General features: G+C 63.2%; 11 protein-coding genes. 6 read left to right on the top strand and 5 right to left on the bottom strand.

From position 1 onward, the window contains the following. Window positions 1-5: 5 nt before the first annotated feature. Together ACODSZ_RS01270 and ACODSZ_RS01265 are read left to right on the top strand one after the other, a co-directional pair. Window positions 6-1,826 (top strand): putative bifunctional diguanylate cyclase/phosphodiesterase, encoded by a 1,821-nt coding sequence (locus ACODSZ_RS01270; RefSeq protein ID WP_488926864.1) that lies wholly within the window; start codon window positions 6-8, stop codon window positions 1,824-1,826. A 238-nt stretch (window positions 1,827-2,064) separates the two neighbouring features. Further along, complete coding sequence (locus ACODSZ_RS01265) at window positions 2,065-2,292, top strand: hypothetical protein (protein ID WP_488926863.1); 228 nt, start codon at window positions 2,065-2,067, stop codon at window positions 2,290-2,292. Between the two features lie 17 nt (window positions 2,293-2,309). On the opposite strand, the gene ACODSZ_RS01260 is transcribed toward ACODSZ_RS01265, so the two are convergent. From ACODSZ_RS01260 to ACODSZ_RS01245, 4 genes are all read right to left on the bottom strand, one after another. Beyond that, window positions 2,310-2,627, bottom strand: a complete 318-nt coding sequence (locus tag ACODSZ_RS01260; RefSeq protein ID WP_237713516.1) for a type II toxin-antitoxin system HicB family antitoxin — start codon at window positions 2,625-2,627, stop codon at window positions 2,310-2,312. Next, window positions 2,624-2,878 carry a type II toxin-antitoxin system HicA family toxin gene (locus ACODSZ_RS01255; RefSeq protein ID WP_217509946.1) on the bottom strand — a complete coding sequence of 85 codons (255 nt, stop codon included), beginning with the start codon at window positions 2,876-2,878 and terminating at the stop codon, window positions 2,624-2,626. The genes ACODSZ_RS01260 and ACODSZ_RS01255 overlap by 4 nt, the downstream gene beginning before the upstream one ends. A 110-nt stretch (window positions 2,879-2,988) precedes the next feature. Continuing rightward, on the bottom strand, window positions 2,989-5,694 hold the full coding sequence (locus ACODSZ_RS01250; RefSeq protein WP_488926862.1) for a hybrid sensor histidine kinase/response regulator: 2,706 nt from the start codon (window positions 5,692-5,694) through the stop codon (window positions 2,989-2,991). 10 nt (window positions 5,695-5,704) lie between these two features. Continuing rightward, window positions 5,705-6,496 carry a response regulator transcription factor gene (locus ACODSZ_RS01245; protein ID WP_008326794.1) on the bottom strand — a complete coding sequence of 264 codons (792 nt, stop codon included), beginning with the start codon at window positions 6,494-6,496 and terminating at the stop codon, window positions 5,705-5,707. Between the two features lie 560 nt (window positions 6,497-7,056). Between ACODSZ_RS01245 and ACODSZ_RS01240 the strand changes: the two genes are divergently transcribed. Next, window positions 7,057-7,731, top strand: coding sequence for a response regulator transcription factor (locus tag ACODSZ_RS01240; protein WP_175344478.1), 675 nt, complete (start codon window positions 7,057-7,059; stop codon window positions 7,729-7,731). Window positions 7,732-7,845: 114 nt separating this feature from the next. Here the strand turns inward: ACODSZ_RS01240 and ACODSZ_RS01235 are convergent, their stop codons facing one another. Next, complete coding sequence (locus tag ACODSZ_RS01235; RefSeq protein ID WP_488926861.1) at window positions 7,846-8,766, bottom strand: dihydrodipicolinate synthase family protein; 921 nt, start codon at window positions 8,764-8,766, stop codon at window positions 7,846-7,848. A gap of 129 nt (window positions 8,767-8,895) precedes the next feature. On the opposite strand from ACODSZ_RS01235, the gene ACODSZ_RS01230 reads away from it, so the two are divergent. The 3 genes from ACODSZ_RS01230 (at window position 8,896) to ACODSZ_RS01220 (ending at window position 12,578) form a co-directional block, all read left to right on the top strand. After that, window positions 8,896-9,846, top strand: coding sequence for a LysR family transcriptional regulator (locus ACODSZ_RS01230; RefSeq protein ID WP_488926860.1), 951 nt, complete (start codon window positions 8,896-8,898; stop codon window positions 9,844-9,846). A 459-nt stretch (window positions 9,847-10,305) separates the two neighbouring features. After that, window positions 10,306-11,643, top strand: a complete 1,338-nt coding sequence (locus tag ACODSZ_RS01225; RefSeq protein WP_488926859.1) for an MFS transporter — start codon at window positions 10,306-10,308, stop codon at window positions 11,641-11,643. 104 nt (window positions 11,644-11,747) lie between these two features. Further along, the gene (locus ACODSZ_RS01220) at window positions 11,748-12,578 is read left to right on the top strand and encodes a phosphogluconate dehydrogenase C-terminal domain-containing protein (protein WP_175344481.1); all 831 of its coding nucleotides are present in this window, start codon (window positions 11,748-11,750) and stop codon (window positions 12,576-12,578) included. Window positions 12,579-12,584: the final 6 nt, after the last annotated feature.

The raw sequence follows: 12,584 nt of genomic DNA, 5'->3' as shown, positions 1-12,584 counted from the left end.
ACTCCATGCACGCCGACCTTCTCCGTCTGACCAGCCCGCTGCCCGGGCATCTCGGTCACGACCAGTCATCCAGGGATGAGCAGCAACGCCTGGCCGTACTCGATACCTTCTGTGTGCTTGATACCCAGGCTGACGTGCTGTGTGATCTGTTGACGGAGCTGGCCGCCACGCTGTTCGGGACCGAGATTGCGCTGGTCTCGCTGGTGGCCGAGAACCGCCAGTGGTTCAAGGCACGGCACGGACTGGATGCGCAAGCTACGCCGCGTTCACAGTCCTTTTGCAGTCACGTGATCGAGCAGGACCAGGTCATGGTGGTGCTTGACGCCACCCAGGATGCGCGCTTCGCCGACAACCCGTTGGTGACCGGTGAACCGGGGATTCGCTTCTATGCCGGCGCCCCGTTGCAGACTGCCGACGGTGTGCGGCTGGGGACCTTGTGCGTGATCGGCAAGTCGCCACGCACGCAGTTCGGTCGAGCCGAAAGGCTGACGCTGCGACAGCTGGCGGCCATCGTCATGGCCCGCCTGGACACGCTGCGCGTCTCCAGTTACGTGGACAGCCTCACCTCTCTGCCCAATCGCAGCCGCCTGACGGCCGACCTGCACAGCCTCGCATCCCTGGGGCAGGGCACGCAGGCGCTGGCTGGCAAGCTGACGGTGGTGGCCATCGATCTCTGTGATCGTGTCTACCTGCGCGACATGATCAAGGCACTGGGCTGGGACTATGTCGAAGGCTTCCTGATCCAGGCCAAGGAACAACTGCGCCAGGCGCTGGGCGAGGTGGCGCTCTATCGCATCGGTACCACCACCTTCGCCTACCTGGAGCGGCGCGATATCTGGCAGCAGCAGATGGAGCAGGTCGAGCGCGCCTTTGCCGAGACCGTCCAATACCAGGGTATTCCGCATCGCCTGGAGATTTCGGCGGGCATCATGCCGCTGGCACAGTGCGATGACATCAATGAACTGGTGCCATCGCTGCTGACCGCCGCCGACAATGCGCGTGAGCGCGGCAATCTGTATTGCCGTTATGAGCAGCCGCTGGGGCGTGAGCAGAAGCATTTTTTTGAACTGCTCTCGGCCCTTCCCGCAGCCTTGCTCTCGAGCGAGCAGTTGTGGCTGGAATACCAGCCCAAGGTGGCCCTGTCCTCCGGGCAGTGTGTTGGCGTGGAGGCGCTGCTGCGCTGGCGCCATCCGGTACATGGCGTGATCTCGCCAGGGCTGTTCATTCCGCTGGCCGAGAAGACTGCGCTGATCCGCCAGGTGACCTTGTGGGTGCTGCAGCATGGCATCGAACAGGCCGCGGCCTGGGCGCGCCGTGGGCGGGCCATTCCGGTGGCCATCAACGTGTCGGCACGCGACTTCGACAATGACGACCTGGTGCAGACGCTGGTGTTGCTGTTGCGGCAGCACCGCATTCCGGCCGGGCTCATCGAGATCGAGTTCACCGAAAGTGCGATGAGCAAGAATCCCGAGAAACTCTACGGCAGGATCCAGGAGATCAAGCGCCTGGGCGTGAAGGTGGCCATCGATGACTTCGGTGCCGGATTCAGCAATCTGAGCTACCTCAAGAACATTCCGGCGGATTATCTCAAGATCGACCAGTCCTTCATCCGGACCATGGAAAGCAATTATTCCGACCAGCAGATCGTGCCGTCGATGATCCATCTGGGACAGAAGCTGGGATTCGCCGTTGTCGCCGAAGGCGTGGAAACCGAAAAGTGCCGGCGCATCCTGCACCACCTCGGTTGCGAATACGGCCAGGGTTATGGCATTGCCCGACCGATGACGGCAGGTGACACCTGGGACTGGATCGCGGCGCGCGACTGAGTCGTTGCCCTCGTGCAGTACCGCCCGGGTCTCCAACGGTAGCTTGAACGCCTGTGCCAGCAGGAGCGTGAGCCTGCTGACGGCCTCAAGAGGGCAGAAGGATTTCGTGCCACGCATCTGGGCCGTATCGGCCGACCGCACGGGAAGGGATCAACGCACCAGGGCGCAAGGTATGGCTTGCAGTGAGGATTGGTGAGGCGTATATTTCCGTATAGAAATATAATTTTGGAGACTTTCCGTGACTGTCCGACCGGTCCCCTTACCATTGGCTTCGCTCGCCATCCTGACCCTGGCGGTGGTGCTGCCGCTGACCTTGGGGGCATGCAGCCGTTCGCCCAAGGAGCAGCAGGCGTTTGAGCATGCCGAGGAGCAGTACCAGATCAACCAGCGCAACGCGGCACTGGCGCGCACCCAGCCCGAGGGCGAGTCAGCGGGTGGGGATGAACGCAGTCGGGAGCGCAACTGATCCGCAACGGCGCGCCGTCATCGATACAGCGCCAGGGCTTGCGCTGCCCAGGCGTTGAGGCTCATGCCACGCGCTTCGGCCATCGTGGCCGCATGCGCATGCACCTCGGGCGAGACGCGAACCATGAATTTTCCTGAAAACGGCTTTTGCGGTGCCTTGCCCGCCTTTGCGCAGGTCTCCAGATAATCATCAACAGCCTCTTCGAAAGCGGCCTTGAGGGTGGCGACAGAGTCGCCGTGAAACCCGACGATATCCTGAATTCCGGCGATACGACCGATGAAGCTTTCATCTTCGTCGCTGTATTCGATGCGGGCAGCATAGCCCTTGTAGATCATTGTTCCCATTGCGTCATTCCTTTCTCAATGCGCACCCCTGCGTTGAGCAGGAAGCTGCGGGCATCGCGGATCTGATACGGTTTCACATCCTTGGATGGATGGGGGCGGTGGAATGTCCCGATCACATCGCCGATCATGAAGCGCACACGCGATCCGCGTCCCTCGATGACCTGCGCACCCATGGCGATGAAAAGCAATTCGATCTGGCGCCACTCCAGTGAGCGGGGCAGCGGGTCGCTGAAGATGCTCAACAGGGTTCTTCGAGGCGTGCTTTTCATGGCGCGAATTGGTATCAAAAAATGATATCATATATGTCGCATATTCCAAAAAATAACGGACGGTGCAAGTCGCGATCGAATCTTCAATCTTTTCGATCAGCCTGTCGGCACAGGGCCTCCAGTCCCGACAGATCGCCCGTCATCAGCAGTTGCCGGGCCGTGGCTTCGAAGTTTCTGCAGTCAGGATACTGTTGCAGCGCCTCGCACCAGTCGAGCAGATCCGACACCGCCCCCATCTCGACGAGCGACAGGGCCTGCTGCAGCTCGGCCTGAGGTGGCCGCTGCAGGGGCGGTGCGGCGGCTTGCTCCGGTTCTGAATCCGGCTGCTTCTGCAGGTCCAGCAAGCGGCTGATGGTCTCCTGCAGTTCCAGGAAATTGACCGGTTTGAGCAGACAGGCATCGAAATGCTCGCCATCCTCTTCGTCCCGTTCCGGTTGCAGCGTGGCCGACAGCAACAGCACCGGCACTTGCGGAAGATGCTGGCGTGCGGCCTGCAGCACGGCATCACCATGCAGACCCGGCAACTGGTAGTCGGTCAGCACCAGCGCCACCTCAGGAGCATCTTGTGCGGCGATGCGGGCGATGGCACTTTCGCCGTCGGCATACAGTTCCACGGCGAAACCGACGCTGCCGAGCTGGTCGCCCAGCAGCTGGGCGATGTCGACATGGTCTTCCACCACCAGCACCAGGCGTCCTTCGCCATCGATCACGAGGTGGCCGCTGGCGTCTTCGAGGGCATCGTGGCGGGCGATGTCGTGTTCGCTGCCAATGGCTGCCGGCAGGCGCAGCGTCATCGTGGTGCCTTGACCGGGCGCGCTCTCCAGCGCCACCTGGCCCCCCATCTGCTGTATCCACTGACGCACGATGGCCAGCCCCATGCCGATGCCCGGCTGCGAGCGATCCGCATGGGCGCGTTCGAAGGGTTCAAACACGCGCGTCTGGAAATGCAGCGGAATGCCGCAGCCGGTGTCGCGCACCTGCATTTCCATGACCCCCATGCCGGACTGCGCTGACGCCGGATGCCAGTACACCTGCAAGCTGATCTGGCCATCGCGGGTGTACTTGGCGGCGTTGTCGAGCAGGTTGCCGAGGATGCGCCGTACCCGGCGGGCGTCCAGCGTGAGCACCGGCGGCAGGCTGGGCGCCACCTGCAGGCGGAAGGCATTGTGCTGGCGTTGCGCCAGCAGGGCGGCCTCCTGGCCGATCTCCTGCAACAGGGCATGGGCGTAGACGGCGGCCGGCTGCGGCAGGTCCGGGCGGTCGCCGCGCGCATAGTCGATCAGGTCATTGACCATGGCCAGCATGTGACGTGCGCTGCGCACGATGATGCGACCATGGCGCGCGCGCTCGTCACCGCCGGTCTGCAGCATGTCGGCAAAGCCGAGGATGGAGGTCAGCGGTGTGCGCAGATCGTGGCTGATGCGGGTGAGAAATCCGGTCTTGGCGCGGTTGGCCTGGTCGGCCGCCTCCAGCGCTTCACGCAATTCACGGGTGCGGGCAGTGACTGCCTGTTCCAGTTTCAATTGCTCGCGCACACGCTGGTAGAGCATGCTCCACTGCATCTGCTCATGCTTGCGGTGCAGTTCGATTGCGCGACTGATGACCACCATCGTGCTCATGCACAGCAGTCCCAGCTGGAACAGCGCCGCGAAATGCCAGTCCGGCAGCAGGCTGCGCTCGACCAGACCGTTGAGCTCGAGCAGCTTGAGCGACATCCCCAGCCAGGTCAGTGCGAAGGACAGCGTCAGCAAGCGTGCATGCGCCAGTCCGCGCCACCAGGCATGCAGCATCGAGGCCAGCCAGACCAGATAGGCCAGGGCAGCGCTGGCATTGGCCAGCGGCGCGGTGAGGCGATAGTCGCCCAGGGCGGTCCAGCCGGTGATCATCATCAGCAGCACCACCATCCCGGTGTAGACGGTCTTCCAGCCGCGCAGGCGCTCCAGTCCGGCCAGTACATAACTCATGCGCACGTAGAGCAGGGTGGCCAGACAGCCCAGGGTCGCCGGGGCACGGACCAGCCAGGGAGCGCCTGCGGGAAACAGATAAAGGTAGAGATAGCCCTGGAATGCCCAGATATACAGCAGTCCCGCGAGGATCCATGCTGCCATCCACCCGAAGCCGCGGTCGCGCCAGGCGATACCCTGGACCAGCGTATAGGCCAGCAGCAGCAGGGAGATGCCCAGCACGAAGGACTGAAATGCCAGCTCGCGACCTTCCTCCTGACGAAACGCGGCCGGTTCCCACAGCATCACTTTGAGGTCGATGGTCGAATCCCCGGCCACCCGCAGGATGAAAGGGCGTTGCTCACCCGGGGCCAGCGTGAGCGGAAACAAGGCGGTACGACTGAGGACCTCCTTTCCTGCCAGCGAATGCAGCGTACCGGCCTGTTGCGGCAGCAGGGACGGGGATGCTGCGCTTTCCCGGCGCGTCGGCAGATACAGCCGGACGTCCTGCAATCGTGCCGAGTCCAGCGTCAGCCAGCGCGTGAGGTAACGCGGGCCGGGGTTGCGCAGTTCTCCGCGCAGCCAGAAGGCACCGGTGTTGTAGCCTTCCTGCAGCATGGGCTGGTGCACCGACTCCCATTGCGTACTCTCCAGCACGGTGGCCAGTGGCAAGCTGCCGTCGGCCGTGCGCAGGATCTGCAAGCCCGATGTGACCACTGCGCGGCTGGCGACCTGCGTCAGGTCGATGGCCTGGGGCGGCAGGGAGGCCAGCGCAGGCAAGGCGGGCAAGGCCAGCGCAATACCCAGCCACCCATGCCACCAACACCATCGGGACAGTCGCCACATCGCGCGCACATCAGCGCCGGAACTGGCTGGGGGGCATGCCGAAGCGTTCGCGAAAGGCCGTGGAGAAATTGGCGGTATTGCTGTAGCCCAGCGCCAGCGCGATGGCGCCGATGTCGAGCGTGCTCTCGGAGAGCAGCCGGCGGGCTTCCTTCATGCGTTCTTCCCGCAGGAAGTCGAATACCGTCACCCCGGCGCAGTGCTTGAAGGCACTCGACAGGCGCCGCGCATTGGTGCCCACTGCCGCGGCCAGCGCATTGAGGCTCAGCGGCTGGTCCAGCTTGTCGAGCATCAGCCGTCGCGCGGCCTGGAACAATACGGTGTCGAAGGTACTGGACCCGGCTTGCTGGCCAAAGCTGCCCACCGTGGCCGCAGGGGGCAGCTCGGTATGCAGCAGTGAACGCAGATGCACACACAGGCGCAGGCGCACTTCCTCGAAATCGAAGGGTTTGGTGATGTAGTCCACCGCACCGACCGACAGACCGTTGACCTTTTCCTCCGTGGACGCCGCCGCCGAGAGGAAGATCAGCGGGATATTGCGCGTGCTCGAGTTGGCCTTGAGCAGGCGGCAGCTGGTCAGCCCATCGTAGACCGGCATGCGGATATCCATCAGGATCAGGTCCGGCCGTACCGTCTGCGCCTTGCGATAGCCGTCCTGCCCGTCGCGGGCCACATACAGGCGCGCCCCATGGCGCAGCAGGAAGTCCGACAGCAGCATCCGATCTTCCTCGGCGTCGTCGACGACCAGGATGCGTTGCCCTGCCAAAGGTCCGGCCAGTGCCGGATGTGCTGATTTGTAGACCATATTCGCCTCATCAGAAATGAGCGCGAAGTTACCGCGAAATTTCGACAACACGAAGCGAAAATGGTCGGCCAGAAAATATTTTTCCCGCCATCAAAACTATGTGATCAGGAGGCAAAACATCGACGAGTAAATCGTCGAATAAATTCGATATGGCGATGCCTGCGAGGCAGGAACTGTCAGTGTCCGGGACCTTGGACGTGCTTTCATCGAGATGACATCAACGCGGGGATTTGTGAATTCAAGTTAAAGATGACCTCGCCTTTTTCAGACCCTGTTTTTCGCATTGAACCAGGGCGCGCATGCAGACAGGTAAAGCAGCGCGTTCTGCCTGCGGCGAATTCTCATCCCGCGAAATATTTTTCCTTGTACCAGAACCATGAGGCTGCCCTGCACAACCGCGCGCGCGAAATGCCAGTTCTCTTGCGCTAAATTTTGAGCGCGTCAGGAGGCGGGTGCCGTGCAGCAATCTTGTGCGCGGCCATGTCACGACGGCAAAGGGTCGGTCCGGCCGTGCCGGTCCGACGTGTCATGGGATTGGATCAAGATCAGGGGAGGCCTGTATGGCCAGCATTTTGTTGGTGCAAGACATCTTGAGAAGTGAACGCCACAGTGCGCTGGGCGGTTTTCTGGAAGCGCAGGGGCACAAGGTCAACCGCGTGATGGCCGATGGCGAAGAATTGCTGACGCCGGTGCAGCCCGGCGACATCGCCATCGTACAGATGGGACGGGCCAGCGGGGCAGGCTATCTGCTGACCCGGCAACTCCGCCAGGCCAGTGCGCGCATGGGCATCCTGCTGTTGGCGGCCGAGCATGAGAGCGCGATGGTCCGTATCGGCGGTCTGGAGCGGGGCGCCGACTTCTGTGAAGCGATGCCGCAGCGCATGGAGTTGCTCAACGCCTATCTCGATGTGATGCTGCGACGGGTGGCGCCGCAGGCGTGGCGGCTGGACGTGGCCGGACGCACGCTGCATGCGCCACAACACGATGCGGTGGAAATCAACTCGCGCGAAGTAGCGCTCTTGAAGGCGCTGGCCAACAGCACCCGCCACGCCGCCGACCGCTGCACCATCGCGCACGCCTTCGGGGTAGATTGGGTGAGCTTCGATGAACGCGTGCTGGAGAAGACCGTCAGTCGTCTGCGCCGCAAGTGGCGCGACAGCACCATGTGTGATCTGCCGCTGCGCACCCTGCATGGCGTGGGCTATTGCTTTACCGAAGCGATTCAGGCGTGCTGAGGTGGCAGTGAGCGCTCTCGACGCTGCGCGCAGCCTGCCCGCGCCCATGAAAAACGGGAGCCGAGGCTCCCGTTGCAAAAGGGCCGGTCGCGCTGCGAACCGGCTCGCGTTGACTTACCTGCCCCAGCTCAGAACCATCGGATCCAGACGGCGCGCCACGCGCAGCAGGCCTTCGCGCACCTTGGGGTGCATCGGGGCTTGCGGATGGCGCAGCATGTCGGACTTGATCACGCCGCCTTCGAGCATCAGTGCCTTGCACGCCGCCAGGCCGCATTGACGATTCTCGTAGTTGATCAGCGGCAGCCACCGCATGTAGAGCTCGGCAGCCTTTTCGGTGTCGCCGGCGAAATAGGCATCGACGATCTTGCGGATGCCATCCGGATATCCGCCGCCGGTCATGGCACCGGTGGCACCGCCGTCCAGGTCGGGGATCAGGGTGATGGCTTCTTCGCCATCCCAGGGGCCGACCACGGCGTCGCCGCCCAGTTCGATGAGCTCACGCAGCTTGGAGGCGGCACCGGCGGTCTCGATCTTGAAGTAGGAGACGTTCTCGATTTCCTTGGCCATGCGCGCCAGGAAGGGCGCCGACAGGGGCGTACCGGCCACCGGTGCATCCTGGATCATGATGGGGATATCGATGGCGTCCGAAACGCGTGCATAGAACTCATAGATCTGTTTTTCCGACACGCGGAAGGTGGCGCCGTGATAGGGCGGCATCACCATCACCATGGCAGCGCCGGCGTCTTGCGCGGCACGGCTGCGCTCGGCACAGATCTGGCTGCCGAAGTGGGTGGTGGTAACGATCACCGGCACCCGACCAGCCACGTGCTTCAGGACGGTGTCCTGCACCAGCACGCGCTCGTCGTCGGAGAGCACGAACTGCTCCGAGAAGTTGGCCAGGATGCAGATGCCGTTGGAGCCGGCATCGATCATGAAGTCGATGGCGCGCTTCTGGCCTTCCAGGTCCAGCTTGCCGTCCTGGTCGAAGATGGTCGGGGCGACCGGGAATACGCCGCGATAAAGGGGGGTGCTCATGGGAGTCTCCGTCTTGGTTGTCGTGGGCCATCAGGCGATGGCGGTGTGCAATGGGGCTCAATATACGGGCGCGCCGATGGCCTGTATAGTGAAGACTTTCCATCATGTGATCGCTTTTTGGAATCACCCATGAAACCCGCGCCCAGCCAGCAACGTCTCAACAGTCTCCTGTCCCGCCTGCGCATGAAGCAGCTGCAACTGCTCATCGCGCTGGACGAGCACCAATCGCTGCACAAGGCCTCCAGCGCCCTGGCCATGACCCAGTCGGCCGCCAGCAAATCGCTGGCCGAGCTCGAAGCGATGCTGGATGCGCAATTGTTTGAACGGACCCGATCCGGTCTCATTCCCAATCAGTTCGGTCATTGCGTCATCCGTTATGCGCGCCTGATGGCGACCGATCTCGGTTCGCTGTGCGAGGAGATGGCGCAGATCCGCTCCGGACGCGGCGGGCGGCTGGCCATCGGGGCGGTCATGGGGGCCTTGCCGGAACTGGTGGTGCCGGCGGTGGATGCCTTGCAGCGGCGCCATCCGGAGCTCTCCATCGATATTGTCGAGCAGACCAGCCGACAATTGCTGAGCCTGCTCGACGAAGGCCATCTCGATTTGCTGGTGGCGCGCGCCAGCGTCTCCGACAATCCCGGCAAGTATCACTATCAGCCCTTGTCGGAAGAACCGCTGTCGGTGGTGGTCTCGGGCGAACATCCGCGCCCGCGTGGCAGGCAGATGCGTCTGGCGGCGCTGGCGGGCTATCGCTGGGTGACCTATCCCAGCCACATGCCCCTGCATGCGGTGCTGGAGCGCGAAATGGACCTGGCCGGGGTCAGCATGCCGGGCAATGCCATCTCTACCGCCTCGACCTTCGTGACGGTGGCCTTGCTGCAACAGGGGACCGACATGGTTTCTATCCTGCCCACGGCGGTGGCCGAGATGTTCGTCAGGCGCGGCATGTTGCGTATCCTGCCGGTGAAACTGCGTTCGATGTCGCAGACCATCGGCATCGTCACGCGCAAGGGCGGGCAGTTGTCCAGGGCGGGCGAAGCCTTCGTGGGCTTGTTGCGCCAAGAGGCCAGAGCCGTTTGATCCTGCGCCGGCGCCCGGCAAGGGCGGGGCGCGGCGGATGCTGCCGCTGTCTTCCTGCCTGTCTCTCTTTCCTCACTGTTAAGCACAAAGCTTCACTTGCGCCGCTCAGCCGGCAGCAGGCCTGCTCCGTTCGCCCTTGCCCGATGACCGTGGCCGGACGCTGACCCGCCGCAAAGCGCCAAGGGACGGAGCTTGGCGGTCGAAGTGAAAGGATCTTCACCTCATCCATGCAAAAAATTTGAGCGAGCATTTTTGGTGTAATGGTATAGTGATTATACCAGTTGGTCTTCTCCGGCTTGATCTGTGCGTTGCCTTCTGGAAAAACAACGAAATAACAAAGAAACAACCAAGGCAGCCAGGCGACCGCAAGGCGCACAGCCCCCGCGTCCCCTGGCCAAACCCGTAGAGGTTGTCGTTGATCAGGCGCAGCCTCTGAACCCGACAGGAGACAAGACAACAATGGAGACGCCCCAAAGCGCCGTCGAAAGATCGGCCATCCGCAAGGTCGCAATGCGGCTAGTGCCCTTCGTGGGCCTGATGTTTTTCATCAATTTTCTGGATCGCACGGCGATTTCTTTCGCCGGCCCCAATGGCATGAGCCGTGATCTGGCCCTGACCGCCGCCCAGTTCGGGTTTGCGGCCGGGGTCTTCTTCATCGGCTATGTGCTGCTGGAAATCCCCAGCAACCTGGCCCTGCACAAGTACGGCGCGCGCCGCTGGCTGGCGCGCATCATGGTCACCTGGGGCATCGTGGCGCTGCTGTTTACCTGGGTCAGCAGCGTGGAGGGGCTGTATGTACTGCGCTTCCTGCTGGGTGTGGCCGAGGCCGGGTTCTTCCCGGGAGCCATTCTCTACTTGAGCCTGTGGGTGCCGGCCAGGCATCGCAGCCATATCCTGGCCTTGTTCTATCTGGCCCAGCCGCTGACCATCGTCATCGGCGCGCCGATGGCCGCGCTGCTCATCGAGGCGCATGGCCTGTTCGGGCTGGAAGGCTGGCGCGTGATGTTCGCCGGGGTGGCACTGCCGGCCATCGCGGTGGGCGTGATGGCCTGGTTCTATCTGGCCGACCGGCCCGCCGATGCCAAATGGCTCGACGAGGCCGAGCGCAAGTGGCTCACGGCCGCCCTGCAAGCCGAACAGGGCAACAAGCGTGTCGAGCACGTGGCCCATGCGGGCGCGGCACTGAAGAATCCGCGCGTGTGGCTGCTGGCCCTGGTTTACTTCGGATTGATCTATGGCCTGTATGCCCTGGCTTTCTTCCTGCCGACCATCATCGGTGGTTTCGAGGCGCAATTCGGCAGCAAATTCAATGTGTTCCAGAAGGGGCTGATCACCGCCATTCCCTACCTGCCGGCGGCCATCGCCCTGTTCCTGTGGAGCCGTGACGCCACCCGGCGCGGCGTGCGCAGCTGGCACGTGGGCCTGCCCGCCTTGCTGGGCGCCATCAGCATCCCGGCGGCACTTTACATGCAGAGCCCGGCCACCACGGTGCTGGCCATCACGGTGACTGCCTGCGCCATCTTCTCGGCCCTGCCGACCTTCTGGTCGATTCCGGCACGTTTCCTCTCGGGAGCGGCCGCGGCCGCAGGGATTGCACTGATCAACACGGTGGGCAACGCGGCCGGCTTCATGGCGCCCTTCATCACCGGGGCGATCAAGGATGCCACCGGCAACTACCAGGCGCCGATGTTCGTGGTGGGTGCGCTCATGGTGGTGTCGGCGGCGGTGATCTTCGCCATCGGCGCCGGTGCCCGTGAAGAGGCCGCCGAACTGCAGGCACGCGTGATTGCCGAGTGAAGGCAATCCATGGCCAGTGGCATGGGCTCAACGCCGCGCTGGCCAGCAAGCAATGAACCCGCTCACCGCGTGAGCGGGCCGGTAACGATGACAGGAGAAATCACATGAAGGAAAAAATTGCACTCTTCGGCGCAGGCGGCAAGATGGGCGTTCGCCTGGCGAAGAACCTGAAGAAATCCGACTACCGCGTGGCGCACGTGGAAGTCAGTCCGGCCGGCCAGCAGCGCCTGCGCGAGGAAGTCGGCGTGGAGTGCGTCAGCATCGATGCCGCGCTGGACAATGTGGACGTGGTCATCCTGGCCGTGCCCGATACCCTGATCGGCAAGATCGCCGCCGAGATCTCCCCCAAGCTGCGCGCCGGGGTGATGGTGATGACCCTGGACGCGGCCGCACCCTTCGCCGGCCACCTGCCGGATCGTCCGGACCTGGTCTACTTCGTGGCCCACCCCTGCCATCCGCCCATTTTCAATGACGAGACCACGAGCGAAGGCCGTCGTGACTTCTTCGGCGGCGGTGCGGCCCGACAATCGATCACCAGCGCCCTGATGCAGGGGCCCGAGTCGGCCTTTGACCTGGGGGAGGACGTGGCCAAGGTCATCTACCAGCCCATCCTGCGCAGCTATCGTCTGACGGTGGAGCAGATGGCGATCCTGGAGCCGGGCTTGTCGGAAACCGTCTGTGCCACCTTGCTCTACGCAATGAAGCAAGCCATGGACGAGACGGTACGCCGTGGCGTGCCGGAAGAGGCGGCGCGTGATTTCCTGCTGGGCCACATGAACATCCTCGGGGCGGTGATCTTCAAGGAGATCCCGGGGGCGTTTTCGGACGCCTGCAACAAGGCCATCCAGAACGGCTTGCCGCGTCTCTTGCGCGACGATTGGCTCAAGGTCTTCGACCACGACGAGATCGCGGAGAGCATCCGCCGCATCACCTGACCAGGA

Source organism: Herbaspirillum sp. FG34 (genome assembly GCF_057809315.1).
Note: the sequence above shows the minus strand (reverse complement) of the source record. Positions and strands in the feature narration are given on the sequence as shown.